Here is a 20220-nt window from a genome sequence, read left to right as displayed (position 1 = left end):
CCGGTGGTTCATTTCGATCCCACGGCCGGTCTCCAGGGCGGGAGCAATCCCGCGCAACTGACCAGTTTCGGGCGCCGAAGACGCCGCCGGACATCATCTCCCAAGTTTCAGCGAGCGTGCGCATGGCCCTAATTGTCCAGAAGTTCGGTGGCTCGTCCGTGGCGGACGCCGAAGGAATCAAACGCGTCGCCAAACGCGTCGTCGAGACACAGGCCGCAGGCAACCGGGTCGTCGTCGTCGTTTCCGCCATGGGAGACAGCACCGATGAACTGCTTGATCTGGCCGGGCAGGTCAGCTCGTCCTCCAACCCGCGGGAGATGGACATGCTCCTCAGCGCGGGGGAACGCATCTCCATGGCACTGCTCGCCATGGCCATCCATGAAGCAGGCTCCAGCGCGCAGTCCTTCACCGGCAGCCAGGCCGGCATGATCACCGATGCCATCCACGGCAAGGCCCGGATCATCGCCGTATCGCCGCACCGGATCAAGACCTCAATCGACAAAGGCGACATCGCGATTGTCGCCGGGTTCCAGGGGATGAGCCAGGACAGCAATGACATCACCACTCTCGGCCGCGGAGGTTCGGACACCACGGCTGTTGCGCTCGCAGCGGCGCTGAATGCCGACGTCTGCGAAATTTATACCGACGTCGACGGCGTCTACACGGCTGATCCGCGTGTTGTCCCTGCCGCCCGGAAGATCGCCACCATCTCCAGCGAGGAAATGCTCGAGATGGCCGCCTCAGGGGCAAAAATCCTGCACCTTCGCTGCGTGGAGTACGCTCGCCGGTTCGGCGTTCCGCTGCACGTCCGCTCATCCTTCAGCCAGCTCGAGGGGACCTGGGTACTGCCCAACCCCGATGACACCATCAAGATTCAAGAGGGAGAACCCTTGGAACAGCCCATCATCTCCGGTGTTGCCCATGATCGGTCAGAAGCAAAGGTCACAGTGGTCGGCGTTCCGGATATCCCGGGCAAGGCAGCTGAGATTTTCGGGATCGTTGCAGGCGCCCACTCGAACATCGACATGATCGTCCAGAACGTTTCGACGCACGGCTCCGGACGCACGGATATTTCCTTCACTCTGCCGATTATTGAAGGCGCAGACGCCCGCGCGGCATTGAAGACCGCCCAGGCGGATGTCGGCTACGAGAGTGTTGAATACGACGAGCAGATCGGCAAGCTGTCGCTCATCGGCGCCGGCATGCGATCAAATCCCGGCGTCTCCTACAAGTTCTTCAAGGCACTGTCCGACGCCGGTGTGAACATCGACATGATCTCCACCTCCGAAATCCGTATCTCGGTAGTGACCAGCGCAGATCTGCTCGACACTGCGGTACGCGCGGTGCATGCCGCGTTCGACCTCGACGGTGAGGCCGTCGCCACCGTCTATGCGGGCACGGGTCGCTAAACCACGCGTCAATCCTCGGTGTGAAGGACAGGCTTCGTGAAGTAGTCCGGGTACTTCTGGACCGGTTCGGTACGGCGCACCGCCTCGTGGTCCGGATGCCTCCGGACGGCGTAGTGATGCCCGTCCGAGTCCACCTCGATGTTGAGTTCAGCGAGTTCAGTTTCTGAAGCCAGCTCGAACTCATCATGCCGGTGTACTACAGGCCCATCGAGATCGTCCCTCTCGGCAGGACCGAGGAAGATCGGTATCGGATTCCTGATCCAGCGGCGCCGGTTTCTCTCAGCCATGGGTATCGCCTTCTCTCTGCGGCTGGTCGAGTACCCACATCTTAAGTCCGTACGGGGTAAAAAGAGCCTGCTGAACGCAGAAATCCCCCGCACCGTTACCAGTGCGGGGGATTTGCTGTGCTTTCCTACCGGCGAATGCTACTTACCGTTTGTCGGAGTAGCGTCCCCCTGAGGGGCAGTGCGCAGCTTGTCTGCATCACCGGTCGATGACACTGCCGTCGGTGCGGCTACACCGTCAGCGCCTACAACAACCGAAACGAACGTTACGGCTGCGGATCCTTCGTAGGTCACGCGACCTACGTAGGAGCCCGGCTCGAGGCCGGTCCAGTTCAGCGTGACTTCACCGGACTCACCGTTGGCGAGCTCCAGCGGGTTCGGCGTGAGCGAGGCGTTGCCCTCATCGGCGCCCAGGATGGCGGCGTTGAAGGTTCCGGCAGTTGCCCGACCGTCAGGGCTAGCGAACAGGTTGACGATCACCCTGTAGGTACCCGGAGTGGGATTCTGCAGGTTCAGGCTCTCGCTTGCCGAGCCCGTAGCTGCCTGATAGGCAATCTGATTACGCGAGTTGACCACGAAGAAGTCAAAGTCCGCAGTCGGATCGGCGGAGACAACGGACAGCTTCGCGAACGGAGTGCCCTCAGGGATAGTCAGGGTACTCACGTAGTTTGATGCGTTCGTTGAGAGGGATAGTCCTCCGCCATTCGGGACCAGTGAGAAGTCTTCATTGGTTGCCTTGGACAAACCGAGAAGTTCCATGGCGATAGGAGCGTTGGATCCCGAGGTTACCGGGATCGTTCCGCTGCCGTCAGGACCCTCGGAGGTGAAGGACACCTCGGACGGAGCCTCTACCGACTGGGGCCGAACTGCAACAGGCGACGTAACCGCTTCCTGCTTGCTCTGCCAGGTGAGCGAGCCCTTGGCGAACTGGCCGAGGGCCGCTGTGTCGTTCTCGAAGGTCACCGTGAAGCTCTGGCTTTCGCCCGGCTTGGTGAACTTCAGGACCGACGGGGTAACCGTCACATCCACACCAGGCACGTTCGCTGATGCGGTGTAGGTGCCCGGCTTCATACCGGTGACCGTACGGGTGACGGTGACCTTACCGGTCAGGTTGCCCACGGCGAAGGACGGGACGTTCATGTCCTTGGCGTCGATGCCCTCGAGGCCATCGACGTCCGCAAAGCCGGTTCCCTCAACGAACTGCAGGTATTCTTTCAGACCGGCGTCGTAGATGAGGCCCGGGCTGAGCACGCCAGAAGGGTTGACCTGGCCTGCGCCGGTTGCGAAGACGTCGCCGTCTACGCCGCCTTCAGCGTTCTTCACGGGGGTTGCAGTGGTCATCATGGCGGACTTGACCGCAGCGGGTGACCACTTGGGGTTCTCGGCCAGAATAAGGGCTCCGACGCCGGCAACATGCGGGGACGCCATCGAGGTTCCGGAAAGGAACCCGAACTCGTCACCACCGGTACCGATCGGTGAAACACCTGCGAGAACGGCCACGCCGGGAGCTGCGATGTCCGGCTTCAGGAGGTCCGAACCCGTTGCGAGCAGCGGACCGCGTGAGGAGAAGCCTGCGATCTGCGGGACGGGAGGCAACGGCTCTCCGGTGGTGTCCTCCGGGACCAGCGCTACCTTGATGTCCGGGTTGGCTGCAACCTTCTCCTTGAGCGCGAGGCTCTGGGGAGCATTGACGTGCACGGTAGGTACCGAGTGCTTGTCCGTGTCCATCGAGGAATCGGTGAGGTTGACCAGGATCATGCCGATGCCGCCCGCTCGTTTCACCTCAGCGGACTTGGCAACGCGGTCAAAGACACCGCGATCACAGACAACGATCTTGCCGGTCACCAGTGCGGGGTCAAGCGAATCGGGTCCACACAGGGCAGGACTGACCCCGCCTGCTGCAGCCGCGTCGGCACTGAGAATAACCGGGCTGGCGGGTACGCCGGCGTTCATGATGCTGGCGCCGCGGAACTTGGTCCCGTCGGAGAACTCGGCAGTGCCCTGCAGCGCGTGGCTGAAGGTGCTCGCGGCGACGGTCGTGACCCATGGCGCACCGTGGTTGACGGTGCTGGCGGTCGGACCGGAGTTACCGGCCGAGGCTGCCACGAAGACTCCTGCGGATGCTGCGCCGAGGAAGGCCAGCGACACAGGATCGGTGGTGGTGGTCGCGCTGCCTGAGATCGAGTAGTTCAGCACGTCTACGCCGTCCAGAGTTGCCTGCTCGATGGCAGCAACTGAGGAGGACGAGTAGCAGCCGCCGGTAGCGGGATCATCATCGGCCCAGCAGACCTTGTAGACCGACAGCTTGGCCGCTGGAGCTACGCCCGCAGACACACCGAAGTCGCGGCCGTCAACGGTCTGCGTGACGCCGCTGTTGCCCGCGGCGGTGCTCGCCGTGTGGGTTCCGTGCGTGTCGACGTCGACCGGGGACAGGAGCTCCTCCGGTGCACGATTCGCTTCGGGAACGAAGCGGATGAAGTCCTCGGCAAAGTACTGTGCCGCAAGAACCTTGGAGTTGCACTCCTCGCCGGTGAAACCTTCGCCGGCCTGGCACTCACCGAGGAAGGTGGAGCCGTCCGCCTTCAACATGGCGATCTGGCCTTCAGCGTTGAGGTAGGGGACGCCGACCTTCGGCTTCGCGTTGCCCTTGAGCGGCTGTACTTCCTCGCCGGCGAAGAACGCGCTGCCCGGTGCGTACCCGGTGTCGATGACGCCGACGACTGTCCCGGCGCCTGCGTTCTTCTCGCCGCTGAACTCGGTCTTCCAGGCACCCTTCTTACCGCGGAGTTCAAGGATGTCCATGCTCGAGTAATCGTCCGGCGCGTTTTCGACGTCCGGAGCAACCATGCGCACGTTCGGATCCTTGGCGAGTTCAACCGCCTGCTCCGATGTCAGCTTGGCACTGAAGCCGTTGAGCGCGGCAGCGTAGGAGCGGTTGATTTCCACACCCTCCTCGGCGGCCACAGCCCGCTGATTCTGCTCCAGGTGCTTCTTGTACTTCTGGAAGTCCTTCTTGCCGGTGAGTTTTTCGCCCTTCGCCGGCTTGGTGGCTTCGATGCCGGGCACACCGCCGTCGTATGTAGCCGCAGGCTCTTCATTGAGCACAACGATGTAGCGGCCGTCCGGGTAGTTGCTGGGGTCCACTTTCTTGACCGGCTGGATCTGCTGGGTAGCAGTAGGACCAGCGGGTGCTGCAGCGGCAGGTACCGCTGTCATGGATCCGAGAATCAGCGGCAGGCCGAGTACGAGAGCTGTAGCTCCACGCAGACCACCTGCCCGCGGATTCCTGTGTTGGGGGTCTTTCACGCGAGAATACCTTTCATCGAAAAAGCGCCCGGACCTGCCGGACTGAAAGCAGCTGGTGTGGGGCTGTGCCCTGAATCACAACCGAGCCTCACATAGGCTACCCCCGAGTAACGTCATGAGGGCATACTCCTGAGCAGATCCTGCCGGTAAACAGAGACTTCCAGCAAAATCGGGTTTTCATAACGCTCGTTCATTCACTTTGGACGGCCAGGATGGTAGAAGACGGTTGCTCGAGGCCATCAGGTGATAATGGTGAGGTGCCACTGACAGTCCTGGCTCCGGAAGAGTGGGAGCCCCGAGCCCTCGCCCATGCCGAGCGTGCTCGCGCCTACACCGAGCCGTACCTGCGTCGCCGCGCGCAACAGCGCAAGCATCCGGTGGAGGACTTCCTCTTCACTTACTACACCCAGAAGCCCGCCCAACTGCTGCGGTGGCATCCGGGTGCGCATACGGTGCTGACCGGACCGGCCGCCGTCGAACGCGCCGGTTGGAAGTTCTACCGCCCGCTCACGGGCAGGGAACAGCAGCAACTGAACCTGAACGACGACGGCGCAGTCATCGTGGATCTGGAAGCTTTCCTGGCTGCACGGCGCGAAGCGGTCGACTTCGCGGGGATCATCCTGTCCGGCACGGCTGCCCGTCCGGCGCAGCTTGGCTGCTTCGGGCTGCATGAGTGGGCCATGGCGTACAAGTCGGAGGACAACGCCATCCGGCACGAATACCTGAACCTCCGGCTTGGCTCCAGCGGGACGGACGAGGTGGTGGAGGCTAACCGCATCCGGTGCACACACTTCGATGCCTTCCGCTTCTATGCGCCGCAGGCGGTCCCGCTGAACGAACTTCAACCGACTCGCACAACACAGCGGACCCTTGAACAGCCAGGCTGCCTGCACGCGAACATGGACCTCTACAAGTGGGCGTACAAGCTGGTGCCGGCGCTTCCGAGCGAGCTCGTGATGGACTGCTTTGAACTCGCCTGGCGGATCCGGATCATGGACATGAAGGCATCTCCCTACGACCTTGCCGAGTGGGGCTACCCTCCGATCGCCATCGAGACGCCGGCAGGCCGGGCAGACTATGTGCGGGCGCAACGTGAGTTCTCGGCTGAATCCCAGCTAAAGCGTGCACAGTTAAGCAAGTACATCAATCAACTTCAGCCGGGAAATCAACCCGGCGTCGGGCGCTGAGTGCGGGGATCACCCCGCGAAAAGGTGCTTCGAGGGTGACTAGGAGTTTTCCCATGGGACTGGCACACGGCGCTGCCGTCAGGATAGCCTGCATCCTTACCGCCACGGCACTTTCGGCTACCCTGGCAGCGTGCGGCACGGCGGGTCAGCCCGCTACGGAGCTGACCGCTGCCCCTCCCACGACGCCCAGTACCGAATCAGCGGGACCATCCTCGTCGCCGACAGCCACGGAGAGCAGCATGCCAACAGATTCACAGAAGCCCACCCCCAGCCTGCCGTCGGACCCCGACGCCGTGGGTACCGCCATGCTGGCCATCAGCATCAAGCCCACCCCGGACTCCCAGCCAACCGAGTATTTCCTCGAATGCACTCCGGACGGCATCGGCGAAACCACAACTGTGCCCAACCCGGAAGCGGCGTGTGCAGCTGTGAAACGTCTGGGCGCTGCCTTCTTCAACGCACAGCCGGACCCCAACCAGATGTGCACCCAGCAGTATGGCGGTCCGCAGACAGCAACAGTCAAGGGCACCGTCGACGGACACCGGGTGTACGCCTCCTTCTCGGCCACGGACGGCTGCGAGATTGCACGATGGAATGCCCTCGAAACCGTGCTGGGCGCTGCCGGCGCACGCTAGTTCTTCGCTGACGCACGCTGATTCCGGGCGAACGGACGCGAGTTTCCGGGCCGGGGAGTTCGGCCGGTAGAATGGAACGGCAAGCTCGCGGAGCGCTGGAACAGGCTGTAAATATCCAAGCGTGAGACGGCACCCGTCGGGCACCCGCATTTAACCGCATTTTCCAGTGCGCACACTTCACAGGAGTTGCCGGATGCCCCGGATCGTTGTTGACGTCATGCCCAAACCCGAAATCCTGGATCCGCAGGGCAAGGCCATTGCCGGCGCCCTCCCCCGCCTCGGATTCACCGGCTTCGCTGAAGTGCGGCAAGGGAAGCGGTTCGAGCTGTCCGTCGAGGGCGATGTCACGGAAGAAGTGCTGCAAGCCGCCCGCGATGCGGCCGCTACCCTGCTCTCCAATCCGGTGATCGAGGACGTGACGCGCGTCGAGGTTATCGAGGACGCCCAGTGACCGTCGAAACTCCGCTGATCGGGCATTCGAATGCCGCGGTGGTGGATTCGAGTTTGTCGGGCGTCCGCGTCGGTGTTGTCACGTTCCCCGGATCGCTCGATGATCGCGATGCCCTCCGGGCCGTCCGCCTCGCAGGAGGCACCGGCGTCGCGCTGTGGCACGGCGACCATGACCTCAAGGATGTGGACGCAGTCATCATCCCCGGCGGTTTTTCCTACGGGGATTACCTGCGTGCAGGTGCAATCTCGCGTTTCGCTCCGCTGATGGAGCAGATCACCGCTGCTGCAACCGGTGGTTCACTCCCCGTGCTCGGCATCTGCAACGGCTTCCAGGTCCTCACCGAGGCACACCTCCTCCCCGGCTCAATGGTCAAGAACAACCACCTGCACTTCCTGTGCAAGGACCAGCGCCTGAAAGTGGAGAACAGCTCGACGGCGTGGACCTCCTCCTACGCCGAGGGCAGTGAGATTGTGGTTCCGCTGAAGAACCAGGACGGCCAGTTCGTTGCCGACGAGCGCACTCTTGACGAGCTTGAGGGCGAGGGGCGCGTGGTCTTTCGTTATCTGGGCGGCAACCCCAACGGCTCACGCCGCGACATCGCCGGCATCACCAATGAGCACGGCAACGTTGTTGGCCTCATGCCCCACCCTGAGCATGCAGTCGAGGCGGGCTTCGGTCCTGACTCCTCAGCTCTCGGTGAGGTTGAGGTCCGCGGCGGCGTGGACGGACTCGGCATTTTCACCTCGGTACTGCAGAAGCTGGTTAACAAGTGACCACAGAGACAATGTCCAAGAAGTTCAATATCGACACGGTCGAGCACGCGGAGCAGACTCCCGAGCAGCCCCTGCCCTGGGCCGAACTGGGCCTGAAGGAAAACGAGTATCTGCGGGTCGTCGAGATTCTCGGACGCCGGCCAACCGCTGCTGAGCTCGCCATGTACTCGGTCATGTGGAGCGAGCACTGCTCCTACAAGTCCTCGAAGGTGCACCTGCGCCAGTTTGGTGACAAGGTCACCGAGGCCATGAAGGAGCACCTGCTCGTCGGTATCGGTGAGAACGCCGGCGTCGTGGATATCGGTGACGGCTGGGCGGTGACCTTCAAGGTCGAGTCCCACAACCACCCCTCGTTCGTGGAGCCCTATCAGGGCGCGGCGACGGGCGTCGGCGGCATTGTCCGCGACATCATCTCGATGGGTGCGCGCCCGGTTGCGGTCATGGATCCGCTGCGTTTCGGAGCTATCGATCACCCGGACACCCCGCGCCTGGTGCACGGCATCGTCTCCGGCATCGGCGGGTACGGCAACTCCCTCGGCCTGCCGAACATCGGCGGCGAGGTGGTGTTCGACTCCGTCTACCAGGGCAACCCGCTGGTCAACGCCCTCGCAGTGGGCGTCCTTCGCCACGAGGACATCCGGCTGGCCAACGCGTCCGGCGTCGATAACCGCGTGGTGCTCTTCGGTGCGCGGACGGGCGGCGACGGAATTGGCGGCGCATCGGTGCTGGCGTCGGAATCGTTTGATTCCTCCAAGCCGTCGAAGCGCCCCGCCGTTCAGGTGGGTGACCCATTCGCCGAGAAGGTCCTCATTGAGTGCTGCCTTGAGCTGTTCAAGGCCTCAGTGGTGGAGGGCATCCAGGATCTCGGCGCAGCCGGTATCTCCTGCGCAACGTCGGAGCTGGCTTCGAACGGCGACGGCGGTATGCACGTCGAGCTCACCAGCGTCCTGCTGCGGGACCCGTCGCTGACTCCGGGCGAAATCCTTATGTCGGAATCGCAGGAACGCATGATGGCGGTGGTGACACCGGAGAATACCGCCGCGTTCGAGGCCATCATGGACAAGTGGAACGTCGAGTACTCCTGGCTGGGTGAGGTCACGGACACCGGCCGCCTCATCATCGAGTGGGCCGGCGAAAAAATTGTCGACGTCGATCCCCGCACCGTTGCCCACGACGGCCCGGTCTACGAGCGCCCGTACTCCCGCCCCGAGTGGCTGGACGGTGTGCAGGCAGATTCCTTCGCCGGAGACCGGCCTTCCGACCTCAAGGCAGCGGTGCTCGAACTCATGGCCTCCCCAAACATGTGCTCCAAGGACTGGATCACCAACCAGTACGACCGCTACGTCCAGGGCAACACCGCCCTGGCCATGCCGGATGATGCCGGTGTGGTCCGCGTTGACGAGGAAACCGGCCTGGGCATCGCGCTCTCCACTGACGCAAACGGCCGCTACTCCTACCTCAACCCTTACGACGGCGCCCGCCTGGCTCTCGCGGAGGCCTACCGTAACGTTGCTACCTCCGGTGCGAAGCCGATGGCCGTCACTGACTGCCTCAACTTCGGATCCCCCGAGGACCCGGAGGTGATGTGGCAGTTTGCCGAGTCCGTTCGCGGTCTCGCTGACGCCTGCCAGGAACTGGGCGTACCAGTGACAGGCGGCAACGTGTCGCTGTACAACCAGACGGGCGGCGTGGCAATCCACCCCACGCCGGTGGTCGGTGTGCTGGGCGTGTTCGACGACGTCGCCCGCCGCACGCCGTCGGGCTGGCGGGAGGACGGGCAGGCTATCTACCTGCTCGGCACCACCCGCGATGAGCTCGACGGCTCCGAGTGGGCAAACCTTCACGGCCACCTCGGCGGGCAGCCCCCGGCGCTGGATCTCGGTGCCGAGAAGACGCTCGCGGCGATCCTCATCAACTCCTCCCGCGACGGCATGATCGATGCGGCACACGACCTCTCCGAGGGCGGGCTCGCCGCCGCACTGTCGGAGGCAGCCCTGCGCTTCGGTGTAGGTGCGCGGATCGCAATTGACGAGCTGTGCGAGCGCGACGGAATTGACGCGTTCACCGCGCTGTTCAGTGAAAGCCAGGCCCGCGCCGTCGTTTCCGTTCCCCGTTCGGAAGAGGTGCGGTTCAACGATATGTGCGCCGCGCGGAACTTCCCGCGTACGCGGATCGGTGTTGTGGATGTCGAGAGCAACGCGCTCGACGTGCAGGGTCACTTCACCCTCCCGTTGACGGAGCTGAAGGAAGCACACGAAGCCACGCTTCCGAAGCACTTCGCGTAAGCCTTCGGGCGAGCGCTGATATGGCAGAGCACCGGCGTACTGCACGCCGGTGCTCTGCCATATCGTTACGTGAGCTGTCCATGGGTAGAGCAACCCAGCAGATAGGGTTGATGTATGACATTTCCGCTGTTGAGTGCGCTTTTCGCCATGATTGCGGGTCTGTTGCACGTGTACATCTTTGTGCTCGAAAGTGTGCGTTGGCGTCACCCGTCCGCGTGGCGGAAGTTCGGGATTGCCTCCCAGGAACACGCAGACATCATTCGGCCCATGGCGTTCAACCAGGGCTTCTATAACCTCTTCCTGGCTGGCGGTGTGATTGTGGGCCTGGCTCTGTCCGGCACCCTCGTTGGTTACGGCATGATTGTCCTCGCGCTGGCAGTCATGGTGCTCGCCGCCGTCGTGCTCGTGGTCACCAACCGGACGCTATGGATTGCCGCCCTGGTCCAGGGAGCCCCTCCTCTTCTTGCGCTGTTGACCCTGCCCATGGTGCAGCAGGCCTGAATCTGCTTACGCTGGACCTGCCGCCAGCTGGCGGGCAGCATTAAGGTACCAGCGGGTAGCGAGTTCCTGGCAGAACCGCGCTACCGGAGCACCGAGACGGTAGAACCAGTTCCCATGCCGGCTGTAGGCGTGCAGTTCGAAGAACACCGAGCCGTCGGCCTCCAGCACTGCAACGAAACTCTCCTCGCCGGTCTCCGGATGACCCGGCAGGGTGGCGTAACCAAAGCCGGCCCGGCGGGCGCCGCGAGCGGCACCGCCGTCGTCGTCGCTGGTTGGGTTCACTTCTTCCACCCATACCACTTCACACGGCGCATCTAGGCGTAAATTGCCCACACCGAACCCCACGGTTACGGAGCCTCCGACGGCGGCTCGTGGTTCCGCCGCGATACGCAGGTTGGAGCGGCGGTGGAGTTCAAACGTGAGGATGCCCTCGGCCAACCGGCGAAAGGCGGCTCCTCCCGTGCCCACCCGGATTCGGTGGCGCATGGGCCGAAAGCCTGCCGGCCAGGCGCCAAGCCGCGTCCACCCTATTGCGGTGTGAGTGATATCAGGCATCACTGCCCTGTGCGCGCACCTTGAAAACGAAGGCTTCCGGCCCGAACGGGAAGTCCTCGAACGTGCCGGGGAAGGCCAGACAGGCCACCCGAAGCTGTTCTGCATCCACGTAGTGAGCCTACAGCGAAGCGGTGACACACTATAGGGACCACGATCAAGGAGTGCACATGTCAGACCTGGGCCGACAGGCGCGGAAGGTTGCAGACGGAGCCGAAGACGCAGCTGATTCCAAGCCGTTCATCATTGCTGCCCGTGCAGGGTATGTCGCGGCGGGCCTGCTGCACATCCTCATCGGCTTGATTGCTGTGCGCGTTGCCTCGGGAGGATCAGGCAGCCCCGATCAGGCCGGGGCCATGTCATCGCTCGCCAGCACGCCGTTCGGCGGGATCCTGCTGTGGGCCTGTGCAATCGGGTGCTGTGCCCTTGCGCTGTTCCTGCTGAGCGAGGTGTTCTTTCCGCCGCAGCGCCTCGACGGCAAGGAGGATGTCATCTACCGGCTGAAAAACGGTGGAAAAGCCGTGGTGTATGCGGCAATCGGAATCGGGTTTGCCCAGTACGCGCTGGGCGGAGGCGGAGGCGGCTCAACCCAGTCGACCAGTGCGGCCCTGATGGCGAGCCCCGCCGGGCCCGCGCTCCTGCTCGCGATCGGCGTCGGTATTCTCATTGTGGCGGGGTACTTCGTCTACAGCGGCGTTACCCAGAAGTTCGAAGAGCATCTGTCAGGCAAGCCCTCGGGCTCGACAGGCAAGGCCATCACCACGCTGGGGACCATCGGCTATGTCGCCAAGGGGATCGCGCTGGGCGTGCTGGGCATTCTGGTCATCACCGCGACCGTCACACACGACCCGGAAAAGTCGAGCGGGTTGGACGGCGCACTCAAGTCACTGCAGGAGCAGCCATTCGGCGTCTACATCCTGGGCGCGGTTGCACTGGGGCTGATCGCGTACGGCGTCTTCATGGTGGTGCGCTCCCGCTACCAGCGCATGTGAGTGCGGGGGCTTCGTGCTTACAGCCCCAACCTCGGAGCCTCGATGGCGGGGCAGGTGTTCATGACAACGTCCAGTCCTGCATCAGCCGCCCGCTGGGCCGCCGCCTCGTCGATCACTCCGAGCTGCAGCCAGACCGCCTTGGCGCCCACTGCGATCGCATCGTCGACCACCGCGCCCACCCGTTGGCTGTTCACGAAGCAGTCGACGACGTCGATCTCTCCCTGCACGTCGGCCAGCCGCTTGTATCCGGTGCGGCCGTAAACGTCGTCACCTTTCAGACTGACCGGAACAACCTCCATTCCGAGCTGGTCGATCAGGAAGCGCGATACCCCCATAGCGGCCCGCCGCGGATTGTTCGAGAGCCCGACGACGGCCCAGCGCGCCGGAGTGGTCAGCAGCCGTTTGATGGTGGCTGGGTCATTGGAGTGCGGCATGGAGTCTCCTTCTCAGACAGGCTGCCAGTGTGGCAGGTTTGCGACCTATAGGTAATATCCAGCCACGCTAGAGATGTGGTGCTTTCCGGGCGATGAACTGTCCGATCCAGTCGACGGTTTCGGGATGGTCGAGATGAAAGCCGTGCCGCCCCTTCGCTACTTTCACCAGTACCGAGTGCGGAATAAGTTCACGAAGGGCCAGTGCGTTGTCCAGCGGGGTGAGGGGATCATCTGTGCCGTGAAGGATGAGCGTCGGCGCCTCCAGCGAGCCGAGGAGGTTCCGCGCGTCGTGCTCTGTGCTTGCACGGAAGTGCCGGCGTTTGGCCTGCTTCGATGCGCGTGATGTGAAGAAAGTCCGGACAGCCGAGCTGTGCGCGGTTGCCCAGTCTGCGTCGAAGAAGAGCGGTTCGAGCTGGGCCGGGTCGCCGCTGGTGAGCGCCCGGGTGGCGTCGGGATCGCGGTTCTTCCCGAGGAACCCGCCCGCCGAGGTGGCAGCGAGAATGAGGGCGCCAACCCGGTCCGGATGATCGATCGCGAGCCACTGCGCAACGCGGCCGCCCATCGAGTGCCCATAAATGTGCGCGCGTTCCACACCGGCGGCGTCGAGGACTACGAGGGCATCGGCGGCGAAGTCCCTGGTGTTGAGGTGTCCGGTGGGGCCGTCATCGCTCTCGCCTACCCCTCGATGGTCAAAGCGAATGACGCGGAAATCCTCGGCCAGACTGGGAACGATCGGTTCCCAGCCGGTCAGCGCGGTTGCCTGGCCGGCGATGAGCAGGAGCGGAGTCCCGGAGCCGTCCGACCGCCAGGCCAGGCGGGTGCGGTCCGCAGTAACCGCGAAGTTCACGGGCCGACCCGCTCAATCGGTGATGGGCGACGGCGGTGTGCCCAGGTTGTCCAGTTCCTCCCAGAACGACGGCGGCACTTCTGCCTGCCGCGCTTGTTCGAGCTGGTCGATGCGCTTCACCGATGAGATGCCGACGATGGTGGAATCGACCAGAGGTGAGCGCAGGGAGAAGTGGAGTGCCGCCGTCGGGAGGTCGATTCCATGTTTGGCGCAGAGGCCCTCGACCCGAGCTACCCATTCGAGGAGTTCCGGCGGGGAATCGTTGTAGGCGTAGGTTGCGCCGCTGGCGGAGCCGCGAGCGAGGAGTCCGCCACCGAAGGGCGCAGCGTTGAACACGCCCATCCCCTGCTCCACTGCCTCTTCGATGAGCGGAAGTGCACTTCGGTCGACCAGCGTGAACCGGTTGTGGGTGAGGAGTACGTCGAAGGCTCCGGTGGCGACGTACTGCCGCATCAGGCTGACAGTTCCTGCGGCGATGCCGATGGCATCTACCAGCCCCTCTTCCTTCAGTTCCAGCATTCCGGCGATTGCGCCACCCGGCGCTGCCGCCTCTTCGAAGGTGATGGAGTAGGGGTCGTGCAGGTGCAGCAGTCGAAGCCGGTCCACTCCGAGCCGCCGGCAGCTCTCTTCGAAGGACCGCCGGACCCGGTCCCGGTCGAAGGAGCCGGTTTCGGGGTCCTGGTCCGCCTTGGTGACAACTGACCGGCCCTCGGCAGCGCCGCCGTTCGCCAGTGCCAGGCCCAGAACTGCCTCGCTTCGGCCCTTTGCGTAGTTGTTGGACGTGTCGACGAGTGCGTACGGGCCGTGCAGCATTGCCTGGGCGAGTTCGATGGCGGCCGCCTCCTCACGGTCCCCGGAGCTGGTTCCGGCACCGAGCGATGAGGTGCCGAGCGTGATGGGACTGGCCAGGAGACCGGTACCGCCCAGCGGCCGGGGATCGACGGGGTGGTGAATCTGCTGGGGCACAGTGTCTCCGTTTCGCGGGTCGAGATGTTTGGCTGGGACTCTGCTTAGGAACTTACCGCGAAGCCCGGGTTCCGGCGAAGAACCGTTGTCAGTGAGCTCCCCTATGCTTTTTCAAGAACCCCTTCGACTGGAGAACCGTGGCCGAGCTTCGCGTCTTTGTACCCACTCCCCTGCCCGAGCCCCTCTGCGAGCTGATCGAAGAGCTGGAGCCGCGCATCGAATTGGTGCGGGACCAGTCGCTGCTGCCTCCTCAGCTCTACGCGGGCGACCACCAGGGCGCCAGGGACTTCCGGCGGACGCCATCGCAACAGGCAAAATACGAACGCCTCATTGACAGCGCGGAGGCCCTGTACGGCGTACCGGGCCAATCGGGGCAGGAGTTGCGCCGCACTGCCCGTGCCAACCCGCACCTTCGGTGGGTCCACACCACGCCTGCAGGCGGCGGCAGTCAGGTGAAAGCGGCGCAGCTCACTCCGGATGAGCTGGAGCGCATCACATTCACCACTTCAGGCGGCGTGCACGCCGAACCGCTGGCCGAGTTCGCAGTGTTCGGCGTCCTTGCCGGCGCGCAGGGCGTGCCCCAGTTACTGGAGGATCAGCGCAACCGCGTCTGGGGAGCACGGCGCCCGGTGCCGCTGGTGGCAAACCAGCGTGTCGCCGTCGTCGGGCTGGGCGGAATCGGGCGCGCGGTGGCGCGCAAGCTGAGTGCGCTTGGAGCCGACGTCGTGGGTGTGCATCGGCGCGAGATTGAAGCGGAAGGTGTCTCGGGCATCGTCCCACCGGAACGCCTTGGCGCTCTTCTTCCGGACGTTGACGCCGTGGTGCTGTGCCTACCCGCTACCGAATCAACCCATCACATGCTCAGCCGGGACCTGCTCGAGCAGGTGAAGGAAGGCATCACCGTGGTCAACGTCGGCCGGGGTGCCACCGTGGACGAGGAAGCGCTCATCGGGGCGCTCAGGGACGGGCGGGTCGGTTTTGCCGCGCTCGACGTTTTCGAACAGGAGCCGCTGCCGGGTGACAGCCCGTTGTGGGAGCTTCCGAACGTCCTCGTAAGCCCCCACAATGCCGGCACATATGAGGAAGAGGAACGGAAAATCGCGGAGCTCTTCGCGGAGAACGCCCGGCGGCTGCTCGACGGCGAACCGCTCCTCAACGTTGTTGACACTGTGGAGTTCTATTGAGCGGGTGTCCCGGTGGGGCGGGGTTCTAGAGCCATTTCTTGCGTTTGAACGTCAGATACAGGCCGACGCCCATCAGCAGCATCAGCGCAAGCGCGAAGGGGTAGCCCAGCGGCCAGTCCAGCTCCGGCATGAATTCGAAGTTCATCCCGTAGACGGTGCCCACCAGGGTGGGCGCGAAGAGGATTGCAGCCCAGGACGAAATGGCCTTGACCTCTTCGCTCTGCGCCAGGCTCGCTTCCGAGAGGTGCCGCATTTCCTCGTTCTGCCGCTGCGTCACGAGGGTCGCATGGACCGAGAGGGCGTTCTGGAGCAGGATCCGGAAGGAGTCGATCCGCTCGATGATGCGCAGCACGTGGTCCTGCACATCCCGCAGGCGGGGCTGCAGTTCCGAATCCATGTCCTCCTTTTCGGCGTCAGCCAGGAGCGCATCGAGCATTGGCCGCAGCGGGTGAGTGGCGCGCTGAAAGCCGATCACTTCGCGGGAGAGGTCATAGATGCGGCGTGCTACGTCAGGAGCGGAGCTGAAGAGCTCGTCCTCGATTTCGTCGATGTCATTCTCGAGCCCCGCGACAACGGGCGCGTACTGGTCAACGACCTCGTCAAGGATTGCGTAGAGCACTGCCTGGGGTCCGAGTGCGAGCAGTTCGGGCCGCGCTTCCAGACGCCGCCGGACCTTCGCGAGGTCGGGTGATTCGGCCTGGCGGATTGTGACAATGAAGTCCGGGCCTACGAAGACGTGCAGTTCCCCGAACTCCACCATTTCCTCGGCATCGAGATACCTGGCCGGCCGGAGGACCGCGAAGAGGGTTTCCCCGTAGCGCTCGAGCTTGGAACGCTGATGGCCGTGCAGCGCATCCTCGACGGCGAGTTCGTGAAGCGCAAACTCATCCGCCACCCGCTGGATTTCAGCATCATCCGGCCGGTACAACCCGATCCAGGCCATTCCGCCGTGATCACGCTTGAGTTCAAACGTCTGGTCCAGATTCTCCGGGTTAGCGGTCCGTTGGCCGTCCACATACACGCCGTTGTCAACGATGGCCACCGTGCCGTCCTCACTCTTGTCTGCTGCGCTCCGCCGCATTCCGTCCGTCGGAAACGGGCTTAGGCGAGTTTCTCACAGCATCGGCGGCCGCTGCGGTACCGCGCCCGAATCTCGGGTGCGCGGTCAGCGCCTGCTGTTGCCGCCGTCGTCGTCGTTGCTTTCCACAGTGCCTCCCAGCTCCCAGCGCAGCAGGTCTCCGGGCTGGCAGTCCAGAATCTCGCAGATTGCCTCCAGGGTGGTGAAGCGGACGGCTTTGGCGCGGCCGTTCTTCAGGACAGCCAGGTTGGCCGGGGTGATGCCAATACGTTCGGCCAGCACACCCACGGGCATCTTGCGCCTGGCCAGCATCACGTCGATGTCCACGATGATGGGCATCAGATGACCTCGTCGAGTTCGCTGCGCAGGTGTTTCGCTTCGGCGTCACGGGCTACGGCTTGGGCGAGCAACACCCGCAGCACCAGCACGATCAGCGCAACACCGCCGATCAACAATGAGGCACCGCAGATGAGCAGGATGACCCCCGGAGCAATTTCCCCCGGAGCCAGGAGAACCGCGAGACCGAACACCAGGACCGACGCAGCGGCGATGGCCCCGAAGATGATGTCGACATACCGGAATGCTCCATCGGAGAAGACCGTGCCGCTGCGGACCATGGTGAGCAACTTCCACAAGCAGACGGCGCTCACTTGAACCGTCAGGATGCCGAAGACGACGATCGCGTTGAACGTGATGCGCAGCCCAGTGGGCACGCCCGACTGCTCAAGATCAGCGGAGATCAGCGGGACCATCCAGAGCTGGATGAACAACGAGCCCGCAATGACCATCGCGATGACGACCTGCAATGCGAGGACGGCCAACTTTCCCATCGGGATTCTCCTTCGATTGATTAACAAGGAGAATATATCGAGAAACGATAGGTGGTCAAGCGTGGAGCAGCCTTGAGGCAGCAAAGGTGCCGGAGATGCGCAGGAACGTGGTGACGTCCCCACGATCCTGCGCATCCCCGGCACCTTTGCGTTCGAACCCGACCGGCTACTCGACCCGAATCACCAGATCCGCCCGGTTCTTCGTCGCCTCGATCAACCGCGCGTTCGGTTCATCCACCCGCTCTACCCACTCCGCCGCCGCAGCCGGACTCTTTCCGAACAGGATGTGCCGCTGGATCAGCCGGTCCAGCCGCAGGTTCTCATCCTGCTCGCAGTACCAGACCTCAGTGCACTGAGCCTGGGCCTGCCGCCAGCCCGGGCGATCGAGCAGCAGGTAATTGCCCTCCGTGAGAATGGTGCGCACCGACGGATACACAGGGATCACGCCGGCAATGGGCTGCTCGATGGTGCGCTCGAAACCTGGGGCATACACTACAGAATCCCGCCGTCCACGAAGCCGCTTCAACAGAGCAGCATAGCCATGCTCGTCGAACGTCTCGGGTGCGCCCTTGCGTTCCAGAAGACCCAGGCGCGCCAGCTCCTGATCGGACAGATGGAACCCGTCCAAAGGAACATGGGCGAAGCGCTGCTGATCCGGGTCGGGTTTGTTCTGGTTCAGTGAAGCCATCAACTGCTCCGCCAAGGTTGTCTTGCCGACTCCCGGCGCGCCGACAATCCCAACAACCACGACGCCGGCCTCACGCGCCGATATGCGCTCTATTCGATCAACAAGTTCCGACAGCGTCACCGTGCCATCCTGACATGTGACCCGGGTCGAGAACGCCGTTTATGGGCAGAATGGGTCCCATGACAACGGCACTCATCCTCAGCGGCACCGGCCGGTACGCGGACCCCTGGCACCCGTTCGCGGAAACTTCCGCGGCCATCGCGGACCTGCTCCGCGGTCACGGACTCACCGTAGAAACAGCCGACGACGTCGACACCACCCTCGGTAGCTTCCGTGACTCTGCTGCCTGGCCGGATCTGCTGGTGGTGAATGTCGGCCTCCCGCGGGACGGCGGCACTTCCCCCGGTACAGATGCCGCCCGTGATGGCCTGGACGCCTGGGAAGCCGGCGGCCGTCCGCTGCTCGCCCTGCACTCGAGCGCCACGAGTTTTGTCGATTCCGAGTCCTGGGAAGCGGCGCTCGGCGGACGCTGGGTACGCGACGTGTCCATGCACCCGGAGTACGGCGCGGCAACCATCCTGCTCGAGGGCTCCTTCCCCGTCGGTATTCCCGACTTCACTCTCGCCGACGAACGCTACAGCTGGCTGCGCACCTCACCGGACGTCGTCGTTCACGCCCGCCACGAACACGAGGGGCACTTGCACCCACTGGTGTGGTCGCTGGAGCGACAGGTTGAAACTGGACCGGCACGAAGCTTCTATGACGCGCTCGGGCACGACGCGGCGTCGTACTCCTCACCGGAACACCACGAACTGATGAAGCGCGCGGTGGACTGGCTGCTTGGCTAGGTCTCTTGTCGCAGGGTCAGGATCTCCGCGCCATCGTCGGTGATCGCGATGGTGTGCTCACTGTGCGCGGTCCGGCAGCCCGTAGCGCTGCGGAGTGTCCACCCGTCGGCGTCGACTGCCAGTTCAGCGGTATCCGCCATGACCCATGGCTCCAGCGCCAGCAAAAGCCCCGGGCGCAGCACGTATCCCCTGCCGGGCCGTCCGGTGTTTGCCACGTGGGGATCCTGGTGCATTGTCGACCCGACGCCGTGACCGCCGAATTCCGTGTTGATCGGATATCCCGCGGCGCTGAGGACTGAACCAATGGCAGCGGAGATGTCGCCGATGCGCGCGCCTGGTCTGGCTGCGGCAATCCCGGCAGTCAATGCACGTTCGGTGGCATCAATCATCGCGACGCTCTCCGCCGGCTTTGACTCGCCAACGATGAAGCTGATGGCGGAGTCTGCGACGATTCCGCGCTGGGAGACGGCGAGGTCCAGGGAGAGCAGGTCGCCGTCGGCAAGCGAGTAGTCATGCGGCAGACCGTGGAGCACGGCATCGTTGACGGACGTGCAGATATAGGCGCCGAACGGGCCGCGCCCAAACGGCGGCTCGTAGTCGACGTAGCAGGACACCCCGCCTGCCTCAGCGATCATCTCTTTGGTCCACTGGTTGATCTCCAGCAGGTTTGTCCCGACCGTGCTGCGGCTCTTCACCGTCTGCAGAATGTTGGCGACCAGCGCACCCGCTTCCTTTGCCCTGGCCAACTCGCTCGCGTTCAGAATTTCAATCATGTAGATGACCCTCTCACGCTGCCGATGTCCGGCTGAAGCGTTCCTTTGTTACGACACATATTGCGCCGGACCCTTGCAAAAGCGTTTAGTGGAATTCCACCATCCCGAGCGGCCGAGAGACCTGGATCGTTGACGCCGCAGCAACCCTTACCTGCTTGCAGGAGAACGGGTGCTACTGCCAGGAGCGATGGAGTTAT

21 protein-coding genes, 1 pseudogene and 1 riboswitch are annotated in these 20220 nt (G+C 63.7%); of the genes and pseudogenes, 10 read left to right on the top strand and 12 right to left on the bottom strand.

Features of this window, described 5'->3' with window-relative positions; translation table 11 throughout:
* The first annotated feature begins 122 nt into the window (after positions 1 to 122).
* On the top strand, positions 123 to 1409 hold the full coding sequence (locus AC1MBU_RS03630; RefSeq protein ID WP_479788599.1) for an aspartate kinase: 1287 nt from the start codon (positions 123 to 125) through the stop codon (positions 1407 to 1409).
* An 8-nt stretch (positions 1410 to 1417) separates the two neighbouring features.
* Here the strand turns inward: AC1MBU_RS03630 and AC1MBU_RS03625 are convergent, their stop codons facing one another.
* On the bottom strand, positions 1418 to 1696 hold the full coding sequence (locus AC1MBU_RS03625; protein WP_346027912.1) for a hypothetical protein: 279 nt from the start codon (positions 1694 to 1696) through the stop codon (positions 1418 to 1420).
* Between the two features lie 138 nt (positions 1697 to 1834).
* Positions 1835 to 4909, bottom strand: coding sequence for a S8 family peptidase (locus AC1MBU_RS03620; RefSeq protein WP_479789712.1), 3075 nt, complete (start codon positions 4907 to 4909; stop codon positions 1835 to 1837).
* Positions 4910 to 5211: 302 nt separating this feature from the next.
* On the opposite strand from AC1MBU_RS03620, the gene AC1MBU_RS03615 reads away from it, so the two are divergent.
* The 6 genes from AC1MBU_RS03615 (at position 5212) to AC1MBU_RS03590 (ending at position 10831) form a co-directional block, all read left to right on the top strand.
* Complete coding sequence (locus AC1MBU_RS03615) at positions 5212 to 6186, top strand: 3-methyladenine DNA glycosylase (RefSeq protein ID WP_479788597.1); 975 nt, start codon at positions 5212 to 5214, stop codon at positions 6184 to 6186.
* Positions 6187 to 6425: 239 nt separating this feature from the next.
* Entirely contained in the window at positions 6426 to 6821 is a 396-nt protein-coding gene (locus AC1MBU_RS03610) for an SSI family serine proteinase inhibitor (RefSeq protein ID WP_346027910.1), read from the top strand.
* Between the two features lie 193 nt (positions 6822 to 7014).
* On the top strand, positions 7015 to 7272 hold the full coding sequence (purS, locus tag AC1MBU_RS03605; RefSeq protein ID WP_277358811.1) for a phosphoribosylformylglycinamidine synthase subunit PurS: 258 nt from the start codon (positions 7015 to 7017) through the stop codon (positions 7270 to 7272).
* The gene (purQ, locus tag AC1MBU_RS03600; protein WP_056546083.1) at positions 7269 to 8045 is read left to right on the top strand and encodes a phosphoribosylformylglycinamidine synthase subunit PurQ; all 777 of its coding nucleotides are present in this window, start codon (positions 7269 to 7271) and stop codon (positions 8043 to 8045) included. Before purS ends, purQ begins: the two co-directional genes overlap by 4 nt.
* 11 nt (positions 8046 to 8056) lie before the next feature.
* Positions 8057 to 10330, top strand: a complete 2274-nt coding sequence (gene purL / locus AC1MBU_RS03595; RefSeq protein WP_479789711.1) for a phosphoribosylformylglycinamidine synthase subunit PurL — start codon at positions 8057 to 8059, stop codon at positions 10328 to 10330.
* 114 nt (positions 10331 to 10444) lie between these two features.
* On the top strand, positions 10445 to 10831 hold the full coding sequence (locus AC1MBU_RS03590) for a DUF1304 domain-containing protein (protein WP_479788594.1): 387 nt from the start codon (positions 10445 to 10447) through the stop codon (positions 10829 to 10831).
* Between the two features lie 6 nt (positions 10832 to 10837).
* Here the strand turns inward: AC1MBU_RS03590 and AC1MBU_RS03585 are convergent, their stop codons facing one another.
* Entirely contained in the window at positions 10838 to 11317 is a 480-nt protein-coding gene (locus AC1MBU_RS03585) for a DUF1990 family protein (protein WP_479788590.1), read from the bottom strand.
* A 79-nt stretch (positions 11318 to 11396) separates the two neighbouring features.
* Positions 11397 to 11495: pseudogene (locus AC1MBU_RS03580) on the bottom strand (MmcQ/YjbR family DNA-binding protein); the annotation flags it as partial.
* 58 nt (positions 11496 to 11553) lie between these two features.
* Here AC1MBU_RS03580 and AC1MBU_RS03575 point away from each other — a divergent pair.
* Entirely contained in the window at positions 11554 to 12375 is an 822-nt protein-coding gene (locus tag AC1MBU_RS03575) for a DUF1206 domain-containing protein (RefSeq protein ID WP_479788588.1), read from the top strand.
* A gap of 17 nt (positions 12376 to 12392) precedes the next feature.
* Here AC1MBU_RS03575 and AC1MBU_RS03570 read toward each other — a convergent pair whose 3' ends face one another.
* The 3 genes from AC1MBU_RS03570 to AC1MBU_RS03560 form a co-directional block, all read right to left on the bottom strand.
* Positions 12393 to 12809 (bottom strand): CoA-binding protein, encoded by a 417-nt coding sequence (locus tag AC1MBU_RS03570; protein ID WP_277358815.1) that lies wholly within the window; start codon positions 12807 to 12809, stop codon positions 12393 to 12395.
* Between the two features lie 67 nt (positions 12810 to 12876).
* The gene (locus AC1MBU_RS03565; protein WP_277358816.1) at positions 12877 to 13656 is read right to left on the bottom strand and encodes an alpha/beta fold hydrolase; all 780 of its coding nucleotides are present in this window, start codon (positions 13654 to 13656) and stop codon (positions 12877 to 12879) included.
* Positions 13657 to 13668: 12 nt separating this feature from the next.
* On the bottom strand, positions 13669 to 14622 hold the full coding sequence (locus AC1MBU_RS03560) for an aldo/keto reductase (protein WP_479788585.1): 954 nt from the start codon (positions 14620 to 14622) through the stop codon (positions 13669 to 13671).
* 137 nt (positions 14623 to 14759) lie between these two features.
* Between AC1MBU_RS03560 and AC1MBU_RS03555 the strand changes: the two genes are divergently transcribed.
* Complete coding sequence (locus tag AC1MBU_RS03555) at positions 14760 to 15806, top strand: D-2-hydroxyacid dehydrogenase (RefSeq protein WP_479788583.1); 1047 nt, start codon at positions 14760 to 14762, stop codon at positions 15804 to 15806.
* A 25-nt stretch (positions 15807 to 15831) separates the two neighbouring features.
* On the opposite strand, the gene corA is transcribed toward AC1MBU_RS03555, so the two are convergent.
* From corA to AC1MBU_RS03535, 4 genes are all read right to left on the bottom strand, one after another.
* Positions 15832 to 16848, bottom strand: coding sequence for a magnesium/cobalt transporter CorA (gene corA, locus AC1MBU_RS03550; RefSeq protein ID WP_277358819.1), 1017 nt, complete (start codon positions 16846 to 16848; stop codon positions 15832 to 15834).
* A gap of 123 nt (positions 16849 to 16971) precedes the next feature.
* Positions 16972 to 17223: a helix-turn-helix domain-containing protein gene (locus tag AC1MBU_RS03545; RefSeq protein ID WP_479788580.1), complete on the bottom strand. Its 252-nt coding sequence runs from the start codon at positions 17221 to 17223 to the stop codon at positions 16972 to 16974.
* Entirely contained in the window at positions 17223 to 17714 is a 492-nt protein-coding gene (locus AC1MBU_RS03540) for a DUF2975 domain-containing protein (RefSeq protein ID WP_479788578.1), read from the bottom strand. The genes AC1MBU_RS03545 and AC1MBU_RS03540 overlap by 1 nt, the downstream gene beginning before the upstream one ends.
* Positions 17715 to 17880: 166 nt before the next feature.
* Entirely contained in the window at positions 17881 to 18522 is a 642-nt protein-coding gene (locus AC1MBU_RS03535) for a nucleoside/nucleotide kinase family protein (RefSeq protein WP_471672786.1), read from the bottom strand.
* Between the two features lie 59 nt (positions 18523 to 18581).
* Here AC1MBU_RS03535 and AC1MBU_RS03530 point away from each other — a divergent pair, with 59 nt between their 5' ends.
* Complete coding sequence (locus AC1MBU_RS03530) at positions 18582 to 19250, top strand: ThuA domain-containing protein (protein WP_479788576.1); 669 nt, start codon at positions 18582 to 18584, stop codon at positions 19248 to 19250.
* On the opposite strand, the gene map is transcribed toward AC1MBU_RS03530, so the two are convergent.
* Entirely contained in the window at positions 19247 to 20023 is a 777-nt protein-coding gene (gene map, locus AC1MBU_RS03525; RefSeq protein WP_346027900.1) for a type I methionyl aminopeptidase, read from the bottom strand. The genes AC1MBU_RS03530 and map overlap by 4 nt on opposite strands.
* Positions 20024 to 20119: 96 nt before the next feature.
* Positions 20120 to 20217: riboswitch (SAM riboswitch) on the top strand.
* Positions 20218 to 20220: the final 3 nt, after the last annotated feature.

It is taken from the genome of Arthrobacter sp. PTI12, from assembly GCF_056679915.1.
Note: the sequence above shows the minus strand (reverse complement) of the source record. Positions and strands in the feature narration are given on the sequence as shown.

What these genes read in the sequence shown, in the direction of transcription:
- AC1MBU_RS03615 (WP_479788597.1), top strand. Translation starts at nt 5,212, where the DNA reads ATGGTAGAAGACGGTTGCTCGAGGCCATCAGGTGATAATGGTGAGGTG.
- purS (WP_277358811.1), top strand. Translation starts at nt 7,015, where the DNA reads ATGCCCCGGATCGTTGTTGACGTCATGCCCAAACCCGAAATCCTGGAT.
- AC1MBU_RS03590 (WP_479788594.1), top strand. Translation starts at nt 10,445, where the DNA reads ATGACATTTCCGCTGTTGAGTGCGCTTTTCGCCATGATTGCGGGTCTG.
- AC1MBU_RS03570 (WP_277358815.1), bottom strand. Translation starts at nt 12,809, where the DNA reads ATGCCGCACTCCAATGACCCAGCCACCATCAAACGGCTGCTGACCACT.
- AC1MBU_RS03610 (WP_346027910.1), top strand. Translation starts at nt 6,426, where the DNA reads ATGCCAACAGATTCACAGAAGCCCACCCCCAGCCTGCCGTCGGACCCC.
- AC1MBU_RS03585 (WP_479788590.1), bottom strand. Translation starts at nt 11,317, where the DNA reads ATGCGCCACCGAATCCGGGTGGGCACGGGAGGAGCCGCCTTTCGCCGG.
- AC1MBU_RS03630 (WP_479788599.1), top strand. Translation starts at nt 123, where the DNA reads ATGGCCCTAATTGTCCAGAAGTTCGGTGGCTCGTCCGTGGCGGACGCC.
- AC1MBU_RS03530 (WP_479788576.1), top strand. Translation starts at nt 18,582, where the DNA reads ATGACAACGGCACTCATCCTCAGCGGCACCGGCCGGTACGCGGACCCC.
- purL (WP_479789711.1), top strand. Translation starts at nt 8,057, where the DNA reads ATGTCCAAGAAGTTCAATATCGACACGGTCGAGCACGCGGAGCAGACT.
- AC1MBU_RS03620 (WP_479789712.1), bottom strand. Translation starts at nt 4,909, where the DNA reads ATGACAGCGGTACCTGCCGCTGCAGCACCCGCTGGTCCTACTGCTACC.
- AC1MBU_RS03540 (WP_479788578.1), bottom strand. Translation starts at nt 17,714, where the DNA reads ATGGGAAAGTTGGCCGTCCTCGCATTGCAGGTCGTCATCGCGATGGTC.
- map (WP_346027900.1), bottom strand. Translation starts at nt 20,023, where the DNA reads ATGATTGAAATTCTGAACGCGAGCGAGTTGGCCAGGGCAAAGGAAGCG.
- AC1MBU_RS03625 (WP_346027912.1), bottom strand. Translation starts at nt 1,696, where the DNA reads ATGGCTGAGAGAAACCGGCGCCGCTGGATCAGGAATCCGATACCGATC.
- AC1MBU_RS03575 (WP_479788588.1), top strand. Translation starts at nt 11,554, where the DNA reads ATGTCAGACCTGGGCCGACAGGCGCGGAAGGTTGCAGACGGAGCCGAA.
- AC1MBU_RS03545 (WP_479788580.1), bottom strand. Translation starts at nt 17,223, where the DNA reads ATGCCCATCATCGTGGACATCGACGTGATGCTGGCCAGGCGCAAGATG.